Here is a 19,039-nt window from a genome sequence, read left to right as displayed (position 1 = left end):
GGTTCCGGGCGAACGCGGCCTTGGGGCAAGGGGCTCCGGCAGGGAGCGGTGAATGGTTGGAAACACCAGAGCCGCGGACCCGGACTCCGGTACGGGTCACCGGCCTTCCAGGATTGCGGAGGGCAGCCCGGTTTCCCACTGCTTGGGGGTGTTCCACGGCCGCGCTGAACGGTTGGCGGGGTCGGCGGAAGCACAACCCCAGCCCGCGGCCACGGCCAGCAGCAGGAACCCGGCTAGCAGCCAGGAGCCTTTCATGGGCGCATCACGAGGCGGGATGGGCCGGGAGGACTTCGTCTCCCTCCACGGGCTCGGCCAATTTCCACCCCGGCACGACGTTGGCGATGGCGCGATTCTTCTCGACAGTCCGCACCACCACCTTGGCCACGAGTTGACCGTTGCGACTCACCAGGAGTTCACCGTATTCGAGGACGCCGTTGGCTTCTCCGACGTCGACGACCACGAACTCCCACTTCGGATCATACGCCACCACCTTGCCGCGCAACTGGGCGGGCAGGCGCACCACGTAATCGCCACCGCCCAGGATGCGGGCCAGTTCGTTGGTGAGACGGGCATTGGCGCGGATGAGAGCCTGGATTTCCTCCTTTTGCACGTCCACCTGTTCCAGCAGGCGCCGGTTCAGGGCCACGACCTCTTTCACTTGCTGCACCGGGATTCCGAGGGCGGTCCATGCGGCCAGTTCGGCCTGGGCGTTGTCTCGTTCCTGGCGGGTTTTGTTCAGTTCGTCGTTGAGCTGGTTGGCCCTGCGGGTCTGGGCTTCCGCCGTGGCCACGGCTTCGTCACGTTCCTTGGTGGCCGTGGCCAGCTCGGTCTGCGCCTTCTTGAGTTGGGCGGTGGTTTGGTCCAGCTGCTGACGGGTGGACGCGAGCTCGGTTCGCGCTTGCTCCTTTTCGGCCCGTTCGTTGTTCCGCTCGGTTTTGAGGGTTTCAATTTTGTTCCGGACGGTGAACAGATTGATGCCCGCGGTGGCCAGTCCGGCGACCAATGCAATGATGAGACTGATTCGGATCAGCATGTGTGCGTCCTCTCCACAGCAAACGTCGGTGCGAGCCTAGGTCCGGGGACCGAAGGTGTCAATGTTGATTCCGACGGGGCGTTTGGTCGGTCGGCGGAAGGGTTGGCGCAAAAGGAGTCATCGGATTCGCGGGGCTGGACGCGCTCACTGAAGGGATGTGCGTTGCGTGCACCGGCGCGGGTACGGGGGAATGCCTCGGTGCGCTCTTGCGGCGGGCCCCGTGGCGCGACGACCGGGTGTCGGGGTGCGGCAAGGCTACTTGAGCAGATCGCGCTCCAGTTGGTGGACCTGCTGACGCACCTGCGAATCGACGTCCATGCGGTCCTTGACCAGGCGACAGGCGTGCAGGACGGTGCCGTGGTCGCGGCCCCCAAAGGCCTCGCCGATGGCGCTGTAGGAGAGGCCCGTCAGACGCCGGGCCAAATACATCGCCACCTGGCGGGGGAAGGCGATGTTCTCCGGGCGCCGCCGACTGGTCATGTCGGACAGTCGGATGTCGTACCGCTCGGCCACCACCTTCATGATCCGGTCGATGGTGACCGTGCTGCGGCCTTCTTCATGCAGGATTTCCCGCAAAAGCATCTCCACATTGGCCAGGGTCAGCGGCTTGCCGGTCAGGGAGGCGAAGGAGGCCACCCGGATCAACGCCCCTTCCAGGCGGCGGATGTTGCTGCGGATGTTGTTGGCCAGGAAATTGAGGATCTCCTCCGGCACCTGCGCCTCCATCAGGGCCGCCTTCTTGCGCAGGATCGCCAGCCGCATTTCCACATCCGGCGGTTGCAGATCCGCCACCAGGCCCCATTCGAAGCGTGAGACCAGACGTTGTTCCAGCCCCTGGATCTCGTTTGCGGGTCGGTCGCAGGTCAGCACGATCTGTTTGCGTGCCTCGTGCAATGCATTGAAGGTGTGGAAGAACTCCTCTTGAATCCGCTCCTTGCCGGCCAGGAAGTGGACGTCGTCGATCAACAGCACGTCCGTGTTCCGATACCTTTTTCGGAACTGCATCAGGCTGTTGTTTTGGAGCGCGTCGATGAATTCGTTGGTGAATTTTTCGCACGAGACGTACGCCACCCGGGCCTGCGCCTTGTGGGTGAGCACGTGCTGGCCGATGGCATGGAGCAGATGCGTTTTACCCAGCCCCACGCCGCCGTACAGGAACAGGGGGTTGTACGCTTTTCCCGGAGATTGCGCCACGGCGAGCGCGGCGGAATACGCGAGGTTGTTGTTGGCGCCGACCACGAAGGTCTCGAAGGTGTTTTTGGGGTTGAACTGCACCTCGCGGACTTCGGGCGGCCGGGCCGCGCGGGACCCCGGCGGGCGGGTCCGGGGAACGGAGGAGGTCACCGGCGGGGCCGGTGGGGGCGGATCGGCCGCCACTTGGAAACGGATCGTCATGCGCCGACCCGAAGCCAGTGCCACTGCATCTTCCAGGACCGAACGATAGTTCTCCTGCAGCCACACCTCCCGGAATTCGTCGGCCACCTCCAGGACCAGCAGGTCGTTCTCCAGGTTGACCGCGCGAATGGGGGCGAACCACAGGTTGTAAATGTCCGGCGCCAGAAGCGTCTGAAGATGCTTCTGGGCCGCCGACCAGATTCGCGCTGCTGCTTCCATGAGTCTGCCACAACCCGGCTTCAGCTGCCGGTTTTCCGCGGTTTTTATTCACCTGGCCGGTTTGCAGGCCACCGCGCCACCCAAACCGGCCCGGCACATAGCACCAAATCCGATTCCGGGCAACACAAAGATCCCTTTCCGGATCGAGGCCAAAAGACCCCTCCCTCGGCCTCTTTAACCTGTTGCCGTTCAACAACTTGGGAAACAGCCCTTCGCGGCCTGCCCACGCCTGTGCAGCGCCGTCGTGGCGCTGCGCTTCCTGCCGCGAAAGCGATGCCCCTTGTAGCTGAAGAAGGCCGGGATGGGAAGAGCAAGATGTCACGAGTTATTGACCGGTTGTTCACAGCCCGGGGCGTGTCTGCCCTCCGGACCGGCGGCACAAAAAGTGAGCCCAAGATCGGGCGATGCCCCTTTGTTGTCTGGCGGCGGCAACACGCAGTTCACAGCCTCGGGGAACAACTCGTTCGAGTTTTTCACCTGTCCATGTCTTGAAAGGGCGGGGGATGATCTGCGCGCGAACCCAGTCTGCGGCGCGGGCACGAAACACCGGCGATCGAACGCGGCACTCCATTCTTCGAATCCGTCCGCGCATGACCTTCATCTTCGGTGCGGCGATCGCCCTCGAAACCGAACCCGTGTGGGGCAAGACTTTCGCTGGGAGAACCCCCACTGTTGGTTTTCTCGCCGACCGTGCTTCGAGCATTGAGCAGTCACTGACCACTGTCGGTGAATCTGGACGAAGAACGCCACCGGACTTTGCGGATCCCGAGGCGGCGTGCGAGCCGGACGGAGGTTCTTCAGATCCCGGCGGCGAAGAGGCGGCGCGGCCGCGATCGCGTTTGCGCCCTGGGGCCACATGCAGAGCTCTCGGACGCACGAGACGCCGCGACCGGAGGGGCCGGCGTTTGGGAACGCGCGACGGTCAGCGGATCACGACCGGTCTGCTGTTGGTTTCGCAGTACTCGACTGTGGACGCGCTCGAGTTCCGCGTGTGGGCTTCGAGGCTACGGTGGCTTGTTGGTGGACGTCGAACGTTCTCCCACGTTTGCCCGATTGATGGAGTTGGGATTCGTGTCTTCGCCCTGCCGTGCGTTTCGCTCATCAGGGCGTGGATGCACCCGCCCGGGCCAGCGCCCCGGGCAGGTAGCCCCTCGAGATGGGGCCCACCCGTAGGGGGCCGAATTCAATGGGGGCGCCCGGCTCTCCCGGTGGGGTCATCGGGTTGGGCCCTTTCAAGGCGCGCCCGTAGTGGGGACGTAGTTCGCGGAGCGTTGCCCCGGGCTCACGGGTTGCAGCGCCTTCGACGCGTGGAGTGGTCCGTGCGATCCGTGAACAACCGGGATCGCAGCTCCGTTCTTGAGCCCCGGGGGCCAAGCCTCTGAGGAAAACGCCGTTTTCGCTCGGCTTTCCGCGTGCCGCGGCCGCCCAAAAAATCTCGCCGAGTTTTCGGAGGATCCAGAAGCTCGGGCGCGCCCGTCGAGAGCCGCTGCGGAGCAGAAGGCGGTTTCAGGACTTTCGGCCTGCAGCTTCTCCACGCGTGGACTCATGGGCTGCGGCCGGAGCAGTCCCGGCCCGGTGCAGGCCGTCCTGCAAGGTCGGTCGCGCTGGCAGGGCTGGGCGGTGTCTGTTCGTGTGGGATCTGGTCAGGTCTTCGCGTGCCGGAGGCGGGGGCCCTGCGCTCCGCTTCCGGCGCGGAAAGGGTGAGAGGTGCCCCTGTGTCGTGGAGGCGAAGTTACCGGTTTGCGCCGATTCGCGAATCTGGGATTGCTCCGGGCAGCCCGGGCGGCCAGCTGCCCTGCTTCAGGCGGTGGCGGGGGCGGGACTGCCCAAGCCGGGTAGCGTGGGGCTGGCGGGCTTGGGGGGTATCTCGGGCAGCGGCGTACCCGCGGGCGCGCCCATGGGTGGTTCTCCCCTGGGTGCGGGCGGCCGGACGGTGAGCCGGCCGGTGCGGATGATTTCCTCCACCTGGCTGCCGTCGAGGGTTTCGTATTCGAGCAGGGCGTTGGCGATCAACTCGAGTTTGTCCCGGTTGGCCTCGAGGAGTTGTTTGGCCACCTGATATTGTTCGTCGATGATGCGTTTGACTTCGCGGTCGATTTCCTCGGCGGTGCGTTCGCTGTACGGGCGGTGGCTGGCGATTTCGCGGCCAAGGAAGATGTATTCGTCGTCGCGGCCGTAATGGACCATGCCGATGCGCTCGCTCATGCCCCACTGCGTGACCATGGCGCGGACGATGTTGGTGGCCTGCTGGATGTCCCCGGCGGCTCCGGTGGAGATGTCGCCGGAGATCATTTCCTCGGCGATGCGGCCGGCCATCATCACGGCCACGGTGGCCAGCATTTCTTTGCGGCGGCGGTTGAGGACATCGTCCTTGGGGAGGGACATGGTGGCGCCCAGGGCCTGACCGCGGGGGATGATGGTGACCTTGTGAAGGGGCTGCGTGTGCGGCAGCAGCACGTTGACCAGGGCGTGGCCGGCCTCGTGCCAGGCGGTGCAACGCTTTTCCTCCGGGCTCATGGCGAGGCTGCGACGTTCGCGGCCCCAGCGAACCTTGTCACGGGCCTCTTCGAGTTCCTCCATGCCCACGGCTTTCTTGCCGGCGCGGGCGGCCAGCAGGGCCGCTTCGTTCAGCAGGTTGGCCAATTCGGCCCCGGAGTAGCCCGGCGTGCTGCGGGCGATGACCGACAGATCCACATCGGGGGCCAGTTTGATGTTGCGGGCATGGACCTTGAGGATGGCTTCGCGGCCGCGGACGTCGGGGAGGTTGACGACGACCTGGCGGTCGAAACGGCCGGGCCGCAGCAGGGCCGGATCGAGGACGTCGGGGCGATTGGTGGCGGCGATGATGATGATGCCCTCGGTGGTGTCGAAGCCGTCCATTTCGACCAGCAGGGCATTGAGGGTTTGTTCGCGCTCGTCGTTGCCGCCGCCCAGCCCGTGACCGCGGCTGCGGCCCACGGCATCGATCTCGTCAATGAAGATCAGGCACGGGGTGTGTTTGCGGGCCTGTTCGAACATGTCGCGAACCCGGCTGGCACCGACGCCGACGAACATTTCCACGAAATCCGACCCGCTGATGCTGAAGAAGGCGGCGTCGGCTTCTCCGGCGATGGCCTTGGCCAGGAGGGTCTTGCCGGTGCCCGGGGGCCCGACCATCAGCACGCCTTTGGGAATGCGTCCGCCGAGGCGCTGGAACTTTTTGGGGTCGCGGAGAAACTCGACCAGTTCGGCCACCTCCTCGATGGCTTCGTCGATGCCGGCGACATCTTTGAAGGTGGTTTTGTTGCGTTCCTTGGTCAGCAGGCGGGCTTTGCTCTTGCCGAAGGAGAGGGCGCCCTTGCCGGCCATTTTGATCTGGCGGATGAAGAAGAACCAGATCAGGAGCGCGATCAGGACGATGGGGAGGATGCTGAGCAGCACGTTCATGACGACCACGTTCTGCTCGTGCGGCTCGAAGTTGGGCAGCCGCAGCAGCCGATCCTCCATGGCCTCGGTGAGCCTTGCCCGGGCATGGAAACGGATCTCCTTGTCACGGCCGTTTTCCTGGATGCGGTTGCCGGAAGCGTCGGTGGCGTAGTAGGTGCCGACGATTTCCGTGAGGAAGGGGGACTGGGCGCTGTAGATGATTTTGGCGCGCGCAACGAGGTTGGACTCGACCAGTTGCAGGAAGCGCGCCTGGGAAATCTCCACGGCCTGCTCCTGGTTGCGATTCCGCAGGGTCATCAGCACGATCACGCCGGCGACGATCATGACCCACACCACCCAGGTGCGGGGTTGCATACGGAACTCCGGGGACCGGTGCGACCCGCTGTTATCGCCTCGGGTTGGATTGGACTCAGCCATGTTTGAAGTCGTTAATGCCGGGGCAACCTATCATGGCTGGCGAGGGGCTGCAACCAGGCTTTACCCGGCCCGAGACCACTGCCAACGCAGGCGGCGGCGGGTGGTGGGCGTGAGCTTGAACGATTCGCCCGGGGGCAGGCCCTCAACCCAGAAGATCTCTCCCCGGGCGGTCTCGGCCAGCAGACGCTGACGTCGCTCGGCGGGGGGGACACGTCGTGCGGTGAACAGGTCCTGGAGTTTGGCGGGCTCGGGCATGCCCAGGGGTTGAAACCGGTCGCCGGGTCGCCAGTGACGCAGTCGGATGAGGGAGCCGACGCGATCGGCGTCGAAGTACTCGAGACCGGGCTTCCCCAAGAGTCGCGGCGGGGCGGTGTGCGGCCGGATTTGCCAGCGCACCTGCACGTGGTCAAAGATGGCCTGTCCGCGTGCCGTCAGGGCCAGCGTCAATTCGGCGCTCCGGAACGGGCCGGGTGGACCGGCTTCGGGTCGGACCCGGCCGGCCGGGTCGCGGATGTACCAGCGCGCGGGGCCGGCGTTGATGCGCCGCTGCGGATACAGGCGCAGTTGTTCCACGAGATCCCAGGTCGGCGCTTGGCCGAGCCGGCGGAGTTGAAGGCGCAGGGCCGCACGCTGGACGGCCTCGGGCAGTTGGTCAAAGGCCGGCTGGCCGGTGCGAAGCCATTGTTCCGCCCAGATCCGTACCGCGGCCGCCTCGGCGCCGACCAGCTCCATGAGACGCAGGATCGCGGGGCGCAGGGCCGGTTGGTAGTGGGCTTCCAGCAGCGGCAGCAACTCGTGACGAATCCGATTGCGGAGGATCCGGGGCGAGCGGTTCGTGGTGTCCTCGCGGAAGGGCAGGGCGCGGAGCTCTGCGTAGCGGCGCAGGCTGGCGCGGGAAAGGTCCAGCAAGGGCCGAATCCAGAGAGGGCCGGGTCCGGAGGCTTCGGTCTCCGGAGCTGGAACCGGGGCGGGACTCTTCCAGCGCATGCCTTCCAGCCCTTCGCCGCCGGTGCCGCGCAGAAGCCGGAGAAAAAACAGCTCGACCTGGTCGTCGGCGTGGTGGGCCAGGGCTACGGCCGCAGCAGCCCACTGTCGGCCGGTGTCCGCCAGGAAGCGGAGTCGCAACTCTCGGGCGGCCATTTCGAGGGACAGGCCGTGTTGACGGGCCCAGCTGCGCACATCGCCCCGGCTGGAAAAGAAGGGCAGATTGCGCAACTGAGCCTGGTGGCGGACAAAGACCTCGTCGGCGTCGCTTTCCGCGCCGCGGAGTTGATGATTGAAATGCGCCACGGCGAGTTTCCATTCGTAACGCTCCGCCAGTCGGTGCAACAGCTCCAACAGGACCATCGAGTCGCACCCGCCGGAGACGGCCACCAGTACCTTTTGGCCGGGGGCAATCAGACCGTGGCGCTGGATGGTCGAGGCCACGTGACGCTCGAGGCTCTCCGGTTTTGAGAATGGCGCGGAGTGGCGAGCCATGGATCAACCCCCGGGCGCAGTTTTTCCCTGCAGGGCCGGGCCGGCGTGGGGAGGAGGTTCTCCGAGGTTCAGCCGCCTCGAACCTGCGGGGATTCGGCGGACGCGGTCTCGGCGAGGGCTGTTCCGTGTGGGCCGGGCCCCGGGCCCGGGGGCGCGCCCGGAGTTCTCAGCGACGTCCATCGTACCAGACGGGACAAGCATCGCGACAGGTCATGGTTTGGCGGGGCGCACGGAGGGCCTGCCACCAGAATCGGAGGTGTTCACCCGGGCCATAGAGCCGGACTTTGCGGTCCGAGGTCAGCAGCGGGTGGCGGTGAAGGATGACGATGGGCCGGCCCGCTTTTCGCGCCAGGCGCTTGAGCCGCTGCGTGAATTCAATTTCCTCCGCCACATAGAGAGCCTCGTTGAACCCGCCCAGCTGCCGGAACGCGGGGGTCTCGATGAAGATGAAGGCCCCGGCCAACCAACCACCCATGCGGCTGAGCAGATTCCAACCGGCCAGGATCCAGCGGGCCACGCGGTGCGAGGTTTGCATGGTGAGCGTGCAACCGCCGGCGATGGCGCGGCCGGCCTCGATGACGCGGGCCACTTCCTCGAACAGGGCACGCGTGGGTTGGGAGTCGGCGTCCAGGAAGATCAGCCAGTCGCCCGTGGCCGCGGCGGCGCCGCGATTCCGGGCACGCGCAATTTGGTTGACGGGCTCGAAAACGACGCGAGCGCCCGCGGCGGCTGCGATCCGGGGGGTGGCATCGGTGGAATTGTTGTCACAGACGATGGTTTCCCGGTCCCAGCCGCGCGTGAGGAAGGCCGCCGAGGCCTGTTGGACGGCTTGCAAGGTTCGGCCCAGCAGGCGCTCTTCGTTGAACGCGGGGATGACAACGCAGATACGCACCGCAGAAGAGTGTGACGCAGTGCGCCCTCGGGGACAATAGCGAGTTGGCCGGTGTCGCGGGGGCCGGGCACGGCTTGCAAAGCCGCGGCGAGGTCCTGCGCGGCCGCGTCGGCGGACGCCGGTCCGGCATCGAGGGACCGGTTGACCGTGCGCGGGTGCGAGCCGGCAATCCTCGGCATGAGGACGTGTCCGGCGCGGCGGTGTGGGCCGGCCGAGGTGTGTGCGGGGCGGGCTCTGGGGACGCACGGGGCAGGGGCTGCGTGGGGCCCGCCGGGCCCGGGGGCCGGGCAATGACCTTGTGGGGCGCGGCGGGTCGCACTAGAGTGCGGAATGCAATGGCGCAAAGGAAGCAAGGTCATGATCGAACTGATCCAGTTTCCGTGGAGCCCGTTTTGTCTGGTGCAGCGCCGCATCTTGGAATTTGCGGGCGTGCCCTTCAAGATCACCAACATCCCCAGCAACGATCGGTCCCTGGTGTGGAAACTGACGCGGGGCCGGTATTACCAGGTGCCGGTGGTGCGGGACGGGCGCACGGTGGTCTTCGAGGTGGCGGACGATTCCCAGGTTATCGCCAAATACCTCGACGTGAAACTGGAGCTGGGCCTGTTTCCGCGGGCGTGGGACGGTGTTCAGGACATCTTGTGGCGGTACATCGAAGATGCCGTCGAGGCGTGCACGTTTCGGTTGAACGACATTCACTGGCGCCGGTTTGTGCCCCCGGCGGAGCAACTGGACTTTTTGCGCTTCAAGGAACGGCGGTTCGGCCGGGGCTGCCTGGACCAGTGGCGTCGCGAACGGGCGCACTGGCAGCGTTTGCTGGTGGAGCGGATCCTGCCGTTTGAACGAATGCTGGAGACGCGCCCGTTCCTGTTGGATGCGCGGCCGCGCTTTGTGGACTTTGATTTGTGGGGGATGCTGGCCAATTACTTGTACTCGGGGCAGTACCGACTGCCGGCGCGTTGCCCGCGGCTGCGGGCCTGGTACGATCGCATGGAACGAGCGCAACTGCGTCAGTTTGAGCCGTGAAAACCTACGTTTTGGACACCAATGTGCTCCTGCATGATCCGCATTCCCTGCTGCAGTTCCAGGACAACCAGGTGGTGATCCCGATCGAGGTCATCGAGGAGATCGACCGCTTCAAACGCGAGCCCAGCGAGTTGGGACAAAACGCGCGGACGGTGTCGCGTCTGTTGGACAGCCTGCGCAGTCAGGGCCGGTTGAGCGAGGGGGTCCCGTTGCCCAATGGCGGGCGATTGCGGATCGTTTGTCCCAAGAAGCCGGCGCGCAACGGGCGCAACGGACGCGCGACAGAGATGTCGGTGGACGATCGGATTCTGGCGCTGTGTTTGCAGCTGCAAAAACAGGCGCCGCGGCATCCGACCATTCTTGTCTCCAAGGACATCAACCTGCGGGTCAAGGCTGATGCCTACGGACTGGCGGCCGAGGATTACGAGAGCGACCGTGTCTTCATCACGGACCTGTACACCGGCATGATCGAGCTCACCGTCAGCCCGCAGGAGATCAACCGGTTTCGCGCCAATGGGGAACTGGAGTTGCCGCCCGGACACCATGCGTATCCCAACGAGTACTGCACGCTGGTGGACGAAACCAATCCCAAGCGCACCGCGCTGGCACGGGTGGATGTCAGCGGCACGCGGTTGATCCCGATCCTGGACACGCGAGAGGGCGTCTGGGGCATCAAGCCGCGGAACCGCGAACAGCATTTCGCCTTCGATGCCCTGCTGGATGACCGCATCAAGCTGGTGACCTTGATGGGGAAGGCCGGCACCGGCAAGACGTTGCTGGCGATGGCGGCCGGGTTGAAGCGCACGGTGTTGGACCGGGAATTTCGTCGGGTGGTCGTGGCGCGGCCGACGGTTTCCATGGGGCGGGAGCTCGGTTTTCTCCCGGGCACGCTGGAGGAGAAACTGGCGCCGTGGATGCAGCCGATCCACGACGCGCTGGAGCTGTTGAGCGATCTGAACATGGGGCAGGACCAGCGGCGCAGCACGGATCTGCTGCGTTCCGGCAGCATCGTTGTGGAGGCGCTCAGCTACATCCGCGGCCGCAGCATCGCCAATCAGTTCATGATCATTGACGAGGCCCAAAATCTCACCCCGCTGGAGGTCAAAACCATTGTCACGCGGGTGGGCCCGGGGACCAAGATCGTGTTCACCGGGGACCCCTACCAGATCGACAATCCGTACGTGGATTCTTCCTCCAACGGGTTCAACTACATCGTGAGCCGGTTCCGCGAACAACCGATTGCCGCGCACGTCGAGTTGCAAAAGGGCGAACGCTCCGAGCTGGCCGAGCTGGCGGCCAACCTGTTGTGAGGGCCCGGGGAACGCCCCGTGCTGCGCGAATACCCCGGTGACGAGCTGGAGCCGGAGACGGTGCCGGCGCGTGCGGATCCGGTGCCCCCGTGGCACGGCCCCGGTCGCGGGCGGCAAGCCCCGCTCCAGACCCCCTCGGGCCGACATGCGATTCGCCCGGGGCCCACCCGACCTCCGCGAGCCTCAGAGATGGCGCACCAGCTCTTCCCTGGGCGCGCGCACCTTCGCCAGCCGCGCGTACTTGTCGGTTTCGTCGCGGTAGCCGAGGGCACAGCAGACCACGGAGGTGAAACCCTGCTCGGGGAGCCGGAGAATGCGATCGAACTCGGCCGGAACGAAGCCTTCGATGGGACAGGCGTCGATGCCCAGCACCGCGGCCGCGGTGAGCAGATTGCCGAGGGCCAGGTAGGCCTGTCGGGCGGCCCAATGCACCGCCATCGGTTGGAACGACGGATCCAGCAGCATGCCGGTCATCATGGACCGATAGCCTTCCAGGGATTCCCGCGACACCTTCCGGACCTCCACGATGCGGTCGAGAAACCGGTCAATGTCGGCCTCGGTGATCGAGGTGCGCACGGCAAACACCACCAGATGCGAGGCATCCACGATTTGGCGCTGGTTCCATGCATGCGGCATCAGTTGGGCTCGCAACGCCGGATCCTCCACCACCAGGAACCGGTAGGGTTGCAGCCCAAACGACGAGGGCGACAAGACCATGCAGTCTTCCAACGCCGACCAGATCTCGGCGGGGATTTTTCGGTTGGGATCGAACACCTTGGTGGCGTAGCGCCACCGCAACGCTTGGAGCAACGCTTCAGTCGTCATAATCCGGTTCCCTGCTTCTGCACCGGGCGGGGGACCCTTACGACGGGACAGCCGCGGTCCGTGCAGGGGCAGACGTCCCCACCCGGGGCTGATCGGTGTGGGGGCCTGCCCGTTTCTGGCTGCACTGCCGGTGCAGAGGCCAATCCGTTAGCCCGCGGCGCGGGTTCTGTCAAATGGTGCCGGGACGCGGCCGCTCGGGCCGCCCGCGCACTCAGAAGCGCCGGGTCAGAGTGATCACGCCGGTGTGACCCTGCAGCCGGTCCTCCGCCAGAAACTCGTAGTGATAGCGGATGGAGGTGAACAGGCCCAGCCTGGAGCAGAACAGCACCACTTCCGGGCCGATGCCGGCCACTTTGTCTTTGGCGGCCGAGGGCGAGTCGCTGCCGCGGTTGCGCGTGGTCTGGGTTTGGAAGTAACCGGCCAACCCGACGTCGATGGCCGGCGTCACGGCATAGCTCAGGCCGTAATCCACGGTGAAGACCTGACCGGGCCGGAAGTCCATGTCGCGCTTGTCGTGGTTGATCTCGTAGCGGCAGAGAGCCGCGAGGGCCCAACGTCGCTCGGGGTCCATGTACCAGGTCATGCCGGCAGTGAACAGGTGGGTCCAGAAACCGGCGCCGGGCGCCGTGGGATCCGTGGCGGACGAGTCGCCGGTGGGCGCCCAGGGCCCGTAGCCGATGGCAAAGTCAGCCTGGGGGAGATGCCACGAGACGGTGACCTCTGCGAAGAGGTCGCCCACGCCGAAGGTGCTGTCGTCGACGCGCCCACCCGGGGTGTTGATGCGCAGGTCGGTGTAGGTCAGAGGCAGGAGAGCATCCACACCCACGTGACCGCCCAGCAGCTTCCAGTCCGTGATCCACAACAGCCGGGGCACATTGGCGTAAATGAAGGCGCGCGGATCGGCCGCCGCGATTTCATCGCCCCCGGCATCATTGCGGCGGTCAGCGTAGTAGAACAGGTTGTAATCGCGCAGATAGACGCCGGGGGGCGGCAGGGTCCCTGCCTTGATGCCCTCGATCCCTGGCGGATAGTGGGCCGAGGGTTGGGCATGAGTGCGGGAAACCGCGACCGCCAGGAGCCCGGCGGTCCCGACCAGAAGCAGGAGGCGTTTCATGATTGGGCGTTGCCGTTGCCGTTGTCCGTGTCTTTCATCTGCCCGCTCAGGTAAAGGTCGTAGGCAGAAAGATCGAGCAGGCCATGGCCGCAGAGGTTGAACAGGATGACCCTGGGTTTGCCCTCCTCACGGGCACGAATGGCCTCGTCGATCACGGCGGCGATGGCGTGGGAGGGCTCGGGGGCGGGCACGATGCCCTCGGTGCGGGCAAAGAGCACCGCGGCTTCGAAGACGCGGGTCTGCGGATAGGCCACGGCGTCGATGAGGTTGAGTTTCTTGAGATGGCTCACCAGCGGGGCCATGCCATGGTAGCGGAGCCCACCGGCGTGGATCCTGGGCGGAATGAACTTGTGGCCCAGGGTGTACATCATGAGCAGCGGCGTCATCTCGGCCGTGTCCCCGAAGTCATACCGCAACTCGCCCTTGGTGAGGGAGGCGCAGGCGGTGGGTTCCACGGCCACGATGCGCGTCGTTTTCTTTTCGGTGATTTTCCGGCGCACGAACGGAAAGGTCAGTCCGGCAAAGTTGCTCCCGCCGCCGACGCAGCCGATGACGACATCGGGTTCTTCGCCCGCCAGTTCCATCTGCTTGAGGACCTCCTGTCCGATGACGGTTTGGTGCAGACAGACGTGGTTGAGGACGCTGCCGAGCGAGTACTTGGTGCCGGGATGTTGGAGGGTGTCCTCGATGGCTTCGCTGATGGCGATGCCGAGGCTGCCCGGGCAGTTGGGATCTTCCCGGAGCACGCGGCGACCGTACTCGGTCTGCTCACTGGGACTGGCGTGGACCGTGGCGCCCCAGGTTTGCATGAGCAGTTTGCGGTAGGGCTTTTGCTGGAAGCTGACCTTGACCATGTACACGACGCATTCCAGGCCGAAGAGACGGCAGGCAAAGGCCAGGGAAGAACCCCACTGGCCGGCCCCGGTCTCGGTGGCCAGACGACGCGTCCCGGCCTGTTTGTTGTACCAGGCCTGGGCGACGGCGGTGTTGGGCTTGTGACTGCCGGCCGGGCTGACCCCTTCGTACTTGTAGTAGATGTGCGCCGGGGTTTGGAGGGCTTGCTCGAGCCGCACGGCCCGCAGCAACGGGGTGGGGCGCCACAGCGCATAGACCTGCCGAACCGGCTCGGGAATCTCGATCCAGCGCTCGGGGCTGACCTCTTGTTGCACCAGGTTCTCCGGGAAAATGGCCGTGAGCATGTCCGGCGTCACCGGCTGACGGGTGGCCGGATGCAGGGGCGGGGGCAGGGGCTCCGGCAGATCGGCCAGCAGGTTGTACCAGGCGGCAGGGATTTCCGACTGTGGCAGGGTGAACTGAATGCGTTGACTCATGGATCGGTTGAGTTCAAAGGCCCAAAAAAATGTCGCCCGCCATCCATACCCGGCTGCCCGAGGGGACGTCAACGTGAATTTGTGAAGCCAGAAGCACCGACCTGCGCGGAGTCGGCGCAGCGGCACGGGGGCGGCCAGACTTTGGGTTGCGACGGCCAAGGTGGGGCCATGGCGTTCAGTGACGGCCGCTTGCGACCAAGCGGGGCGTGGAGAAGGGATGTCGGTTGTCAAAGGGAGGCCCAGGCCGTAAGGTGGGAGCGGTTCATGTGGGCGTTGCTCAAAGAGTTTCTGGCATTTGCGCGCCGCGAAAAGAAATGGTGGCTGGTCCCGTTGGTCGTGTTGTTGTTGGGTGTGGGTGCGGTGCTGATCTTTACCTCCAGCGGCGGAATCGTGTGGGCGTTGTATCCCTTCATGTGACGGTCCCGGGCGGCACGCGCGTGCGGCCGCCCCAGCCCGGCCACTGGAGATCCGTGCCGTGACAGCGGTCCCCCGCCATATCCTGGGCATTTCGGCGTATTACCACGACTCGGCAGCCGCCTTGTTGCAGGACGGCCGCATCGTGGCCGCCGCCCAAGAGGAACGGTTCAGCCGACGAAAAAACGATCCGGATTTTCCGCGCCAGGCCATTGCGTACTGCCTGCGGCAGGCGGGCCTGTCGGAGGCGGACCTGGACCTGGTGGTCTTCTATGACAAGCCGCTGCTCAAGTTCGCCCGTTTGCTGGAGACCTACCTGGCGGTGGCGCCCGGAGGGTGGCGAACCTTTCCCGTGGTTTTGTCCAGTTGGTTGAGCGAGAAACTGGATTTGCGCCGCACAATTCGAAGGGCCCTGCCCGGGCTGCGGCCCGACACGCCCATTGTCTTTACCGGGCACCATCAGGCGCACGCGGCCAGCGCGTTTTACCCTTCCCCGTTCCGGGAAGCGGCAATCCTGACGGTGGACGGGGTGGGCGAGTGGGCCACCACCACGATCGGCGTGGGACGCGACCGTTCGGTGGAGTTGTGGGAGGAACTGCGTTTTCCGCATTCGTTGGGACTGCTGTACTCGGCGTTTACGGCGTATTGCGGGTTCCGCATCAATTCGGGCGAGTACAAACTCATGGGGCTGGCTCCCTATGGCCAGCCGCGCTTTGTGGAGACGATTCTCCGGGAACTCGTGGATCTCAAACCGGACGGCTCGTTTTGGCTCAATTTGGAGTATTTCAATTTCCTGACCGGCACGACCATGACCAACGAACGGTTCCACCGGCTGTTCGGCGGCCCGCCGCGCATGCCGGAGGGGCCGATCGAGCCCCGGCACATGGACGTGGCGCGGTCGATCCAAGTGGTGACCGAGGAGATCCTGCTGCGCTTGGCACGGCGGGCGCGCGAACGGACGGGGCAACGGAACCTCTGCATGGCCGGCGGAGTGGCGCTGAACTGCGTGGCCAATGGCCGGATCTTGCGGGAGGCAGGTTTTGAACGGCTGTGGGTGCAACCGGCGGCCAGCGATGCCGGGGGCGCTTTGGGCGCGGCCCTGGAGGCCTGGCATCAGGCACAGGGACCCAGGTGGTACGAAGCCCTGCAGGATGCCGAGGAGGACCGGCTGGAGCGGGACGCCATGGAGGGGGCCCTGCTGGGCCCGGAATTCTCGGATGAAGAGATCGAGGCCGTGTTGCGCGAGCATGGAGCTGTGTACCGCCGACTCGACCGGGACGCTTTGCTGGACGCCACGGTGGAGCATTTGCTGCAGGAGAAGGTGGTGGGATGGTTCCAGGGCCGAATGGAGTTCGGTCCCCGGGCGCTGGGATGCCGTTCGATCCTCGGAGACCCGCGGTCGCCGCGGATGCAGTCGGTGATGAACCTGAAAGTGAAGTTTCGGGAATCGTTTCGACCCTTTGCGCCGGCGGTGCGGCGGCATCGGGTCTCGGAGTTTTTCGAGCTGGAGGTGGAATCGCCGTACATGCTCCTGGTGGCGCCGTTGCGACCGGAATGGCGTCGGCCCATCCCGGAGGGGTTGACCGGTTTGGAGTTGTTGAAGGCGGAACGGTCGGTGCTGCCGGCGATTACCCACGTGGATTATTCGGCGCGGATTCAGACGGTGGACGCCCGGCGGTTTCCGTTGTTCGATGCGTTGTTGGAGCGGTGGGAGCGGGCCTCGGGTTGCCCTGTCCTGATCAACACCTCGTTCAACGTGCGCGGGGAGCCGATCGTCTGCACACCGGACGACGCCTACCGCTGTTTTGTGAACACGGAGATGGACACGCTGGTCATCGGAAGTTTTCTCCTCGAACGAGCGGCCCAACCGCGCCGGCGGGTGGAACGGCGGGTGGCCCTGCAACCGGATTGAGTCATGCGCCTGGAGTATCGAGAGGATCCCCGGGAATGGCGGAAGTTCACGCTGCTGACGCTGCCGCCGCCCTGGTTGCTGAGCGGGTATGGTGCCTGGCGGGGTTGGATTCCCTGGGGACTTTGGGTGGGGATCACCCTGATCCTGGCGGGCGTGGCGGTGGTTGCGTGCGTGCGGCCCGAACGGTTCCGCGGGTATTATCGGGCCGGGGTGTGGGTGGGCTTTCAGGTTGCGCGGGCGCTGGGTTATGCGGTGCTGACGATGATTTTCTGGCTGGTGGTGGTGCCCATGGGATGGCTCCTGCGCCGTCAGGGTCGGGACTTGTTGCGTTTGCGGCGCGATGCAGGGGCTTCGTCGTACTGGCACAAATCGCCCCCGCCGACGTCGTTGGAACGGATGTTTTGAGAAAGGCCGCGGGTCCGGCCGCCCTTGCCGGTCGAGTCCGGACTGCTCAGCGGCGGAGGGTTTCGAACCAGGCCAGGGCGTCCAGCAGGCTGGGATACACGCAGGCGCCGTGATCGCCGCCGGGCAGGGGATTGAGCAGTTGCACGTGTGTGGCGCCCTGTTGATGGAAACTTTGCAGGGCCACGGTGGAGTTGGCGTAAATCACATCTCGATCTCCGGAACAATGGTAGAGTCGCAGGGGTCGGGTGGGGCGCCAGCGATGCAGATCGTTCTGGCGCAGGGCCAGCCGCAGGGGATGTTCCGGATCGGCGCGAAAGGCGGCCAGGACTTCCGGCTTGAGGATTTGCAGGGGATCGGAGGGCAGAATGGCGTTCAGCTCGCTGCCGCCGTAGTTCCCATTAAACAACGGTGGCAACAGCGTGTCATAGGGGGGCGCGAGCAGGTCGGCCAGCCGGTTGGTCAGTTGATACACGCTTTGGTAGGCGGCCAGCAGGTAGGCAAAGTAGTAGGGGTTTGGTTGGGGCCGGCCGCTGAGGACGTCGTCGGTGGTGACACCGGACAGGTCGTAGGCGCCGGCCATGGGGGCCGAGGCCGTCAGGTCAAATTCGTTGGTGTGAAAGAATTCGATTTCGCGGTGGAGGGCCAGAGTGGCGTGGCCGCCCTGGGAATAGCCGGCCAAAAAGAGCTGGCCGTTGAGGGGGATGGATTGTTGGGCGCAGAGCGTTCGGGCGGCCCGCAGGGCATCGAGGCCGGCGGTGGCCTCCGACCGGGCATGATGATACGGGTGCAGGCCGGGGGAATCGCCCAGCCCCAGATAGTCCGGCAGGACGGCGACGAACCCGCGCGCGGCGAAGACAACGCCGACGCCGAGTTCACCCGTGAGATTCATGCGCGAGGGGGCGTCGTTGGTCCGAACGATGGTGCCGTGCTGATAGCTCAGCAGGGGCCAGGCGATGCCGCGCGTGGCGGGGACGGCCAAAGCTGCCGAGGCAAGGGTGCGTTCGCCCCAGGGGCCGATGGTTTCGTACCGGAAGCTGTACAGGTGCACGTCGTGGAACGGGGTCAAGGGCACGCCCGCCAGTTGCAGGAGCAGACTGATCTCGAACCGACTCAGCGTGCGTTGAAACTGGCTGGCGAGCAATCGACCCCGGTCTGCCGCCGGAACCACCAGCAGCCGATAAAAGCGGCTCGACCGGGCGGCAACCGGGTCGGTCCATTGCGTGGATGAAACCGGCCAGTCGGTGGTGAGATCGGGCAGCAGCCAGAGCCCGCCTGCCAGGCGATCCCGGGCTTGGACGGTGTAGGCCAAGCCCGTTTCGACCCGGGTCCATCGCAGGGTGATTCCCTCCGGGGTGTGGGCCGGGGGGAGGAGCTGAACCTGTGCCGGCAGGTTTGCGGGCTGGAACAGACACATTAAGCCGGCGCTCAGGGCCGCGTGAGGGAGCCACGCGTGCAGGCTGCGTTTCATGAGGACCCATGTAGCCCCCGGGGCTGCAGTGTGGCAAGCCCGGGGATGCGATCAGGAGAGTCCTTGCGTCTCCGCGGGCGTCCCGCCGGCAGCCGTCGGTGCACAACCGAAGGGACACTGTGCACAAACGCATGTTTGGGACCCGCAGCACGGGGTGTAAATTCTTGTCTGCGAATGGCCGCGAAACCGCCTGCTGTTGCCACAAGGAGGAAAGCCTGCACGGCCGACAAACGGCCGGCTTCAGAGCGGGAGGATGCCCCTCCTCTCCCGCGTGGGGAAAGGCCGGGGCCCCGGAAGGCTGAGACGGCCGGCCCAGACTCGGGCGCGGACGAAACCGGGAATGTCGGGCCGCGGAGTGCTGTGGCAACCGAGA

15 protein-coding genes are annotated in these 19,039 nt (G+C 65.6%); 5 read left to right on the top strand and 10 right to left on the bottom strand.

The window, feature by feature from the left end; translation table 11 throughout:
* Nucleotides 1-96: 96 nt before the first annotated feature.
* From ACPDIT_RS02645 to ACPDIT_RS02620, 6 genes are all read right to left on the bottom strand, one after another.
* The gene (locus ACPDIT_RS02645; protein ID WP_423441289.1) at nucleotides 97-255 is read right to left on the bottom strand and encodes a hypothetical protein; all 159 of its coding nucleotides are present in this window, start codon (nucleotides 253-255) and stop codon (nucleotides 97-99) included.
* 7 nt (nucleotides 256-262) lie between these two features.
* Nucleotides 263-1,033, bottom strand: a complete 771-nt coding sequence (locus ACPDIT_RS02640) for a hypothetical protein (RefSeq protein ID WP_423441288.1) — start codon at nucleotides 1,031-1,033, stop codon at nucleotides 263-265.
* Between the two features lie 255 nt (nucleotides 1,034-1,288).
* Entirely contained in the window at nucleotides 1,289-2,647 is a 1,359-nt protein-coding gene (gene dnaA, locus ACPDIT_RS02635; RefSeq protein WP_423441287.1) for a chromosomal replication initiator protein DnaA, read from the bottom strand.
* 1,800 nt (nucleotides 2,648-4,447) lie between these two features.
* Complete coding sequence (gene ftsH, locus ACPDIT_RS02630) at nucleotides 4,448-6,427, bottom strand: ATP-dependent zinc metalloprotease FtsH (protein ID WP_423441285.1); 1,980 nt, start codon at nucleotides 6,425-6,427, stop codon at nucleotides 4,448-4,450.
* Nucleotides 6,428-6,550: 123 nt separating this feature from the next.
* Nucleotides 6,551-7,918: a tRNA lysidine(34) synthetase TilS gene (tilS, locus tag ACPDIT_RS02625; protein WP_423441284.1), complete on the bottom strand. Its 1,368-nt coding sequence runs from the start codon at nucleotides 7,916-7,918 to the stop codon at nucleotides 6,551-6,553.
* 217 nt (nucleotides 7,919-8,135) lie between these two features.
* Nucleotides 8,136-8,861: a glycosyltransferase gene (locus ACPDIT_RS02620; RefSeq protein WP_423441283.1), complete on the bottom strand. Its 726-nt coding sequence runs from the start codon at nucleotides 8,859-8,861 to the stop codon at nucleotides 8,136-8,138.
* A gap of 357 nt (nucleotides 8,862-9,218) precedes the next feature.
* Between ACPDIT_RS02620 and ACPDIT_RS02615 the strand changes: the two genes are divergently transcribed.
* Both ACPDIT_RS02615 and ACPDIT_RS02610 read left to right on the top strand, forming a co-directional pair.
* On the top strand, nucleotides 9,219-9,887 hold the full coding sequence (locus ACPDIT_RS02615) for a glutathione S-transferase family protein (RefSeq protein WP_423441281.1): 669 nt from the start codon (nucleotides 9,219-9,221) through the stop codon (nucleotides 9,885-9,887).
* The gene (locus ACPDIT_RS02610) at nucleotides 9,884-11,197 is read left to right on the top strand and encodes a PhoH family protein (protein WP_423441280.1); all 1,314 of its coding nucleotides are present in this window, start codon (nucleotides 9,884-9,886) and stop codon (nucleotides 11,195-11,197) included. The genes ACPDIT_RS02615 and ACPDIT_RS02610 overlap by 4 nt, the downstream gene beginning before the upstream one ends.
* A gap of 183 nt (nucleotides 11,198-11,380) precedes the next feature.
* On the opposite strand, the gene ACPDIT_RS02605 is transcribed toward ACPDIT_RS02610, so the two are convergent.
* From ACPDIT_RS02605 to ACPDIT_RS02595, 3 genes are all read right to left on the bottom strand, one after another.
* Complete coding sequence (locus ACPDIT_RS02605) at nucleotides 11,381-12,022, bottom strand: NAD(P)H-dependent oxidoreductase (RefSeq protein WP_423441278.1); 642 nt, start codon at nucleotides 12,020-12,022, stop codon at nucleotides 11,381-11,383.
* Between the two features lie 211 nt (nucleotides 12,023-12,233).
* Complete coding sequence (locus ACPDIT_RS02600) at nucleotides 12,234-13,136, bottom strand: SphA family protein (protein ID WP_423441276.1); 903 nt, start codon at nucleotides 13,134-13,136, stop codon at nucleotides 12,234-12,236.
* Nucleotides 13,133-14,467 carry a TrpB-like pyridoxal phosphate-dependent enzyme gene (locus tag ACPDIT_RS02595; protein ID WP_423441275.1) on the bottom strand — a complete coding sequence of 445 codons (1,335 nt, stop codon included), beginning with the start codon at nucleotides 14,465-14,467 and terminating at the stop codon, nucleotides 13,133-13,135. The genes ACPDIT_RS02600 and ACPDIT_RS02595 overlap by 4 nt, the downstream gene beginning before the upstream one ends.
* A 264-nt stretch (nucleotides 14,468-14,731) precedes the next feature.
* On the opposite strand from ACPDIT_RS02595, the gene ACPDIT_RS02590 reads away from it, so the two are divergent.
* The 3 genes from ACPDIT_RS02590 to ACPDIT_RS02580 are packed head-to-tail and all read left to right on the top strand — an operon-like array spanning nucleotide 14,732 to nucleotide 17,198.
* Nucleotides 14,732-14,884: a DUF5989 family protein gene (locus ACPDIT_RS02590; RefSeq protein WP_423441273.1), complete on the top strand. Its 153-nt coding sequence runs from the start codon at nucleotides 14,732-14,734 to the stop codon at nucleotides 14,882-14,884.
* 58 nt (nucleotides 14,885-14,942) lie between these two features.
* Nucleotides 14,943-16,793 carry a carbamoyltransferase gene (locus ACPDIT_RS02585; RefSeq protein WP_423441272.1) on the top strand — a complete coding sequence of 617 codons (1,851 nt, stop codon included), beginning with the start codon at nucleotides 14,943-14,945 and terminating at the stop codon, nucleotides 16,791-16,793.
* A gap of 3 nt (nucleotides 16,794-16,796) precedes the next feature.
* Nucleotides 16,797-17,198, top strand: coding sequence for a hypothetical protein (locus ACPDIT_RS02580; protein ID WP_423441270.1), 402 nt, complete (start codon nucleotides 16,797-16,799; stop codon nucleotides 17,196-17,198).
* Nucleotides 17,199-17,244: 46 nt separating this feature from the next.
* Here ACPDIT_RS02580 and ACPDIT_RS02575 read toward each other — a convergent pair whose 3' ends face one another.
* Nucleotides 17,245-18,666 (bottom strand): alpha/beta hydrolase family protein, encoded by a 1,422-nt coding sequence (locus tag ACPDIT_RS02575; protein WP_423441269.1) that lies wholly within the window; start codon nucleotides 18,664-18,666, stop codon nucleotides 17,245-17,247.
* Nucleotides 18,667-19,039 lie beyond the last annotated feature (373 nt).

This window comes from Limisphaera sp. VF-2 (assembly GCF_049537125.1).
GTDB lineage: Bacteria > Verrucomicrobiota > Verrucomicrobiia > Limisphaerales > Limisphaeraceae > Limisphaera.
The sequence above is the reverse complement of the archived record's forward strand: the minus strand, read 5'-3'. Positions and strand labels throughout refer to the sequence as shown.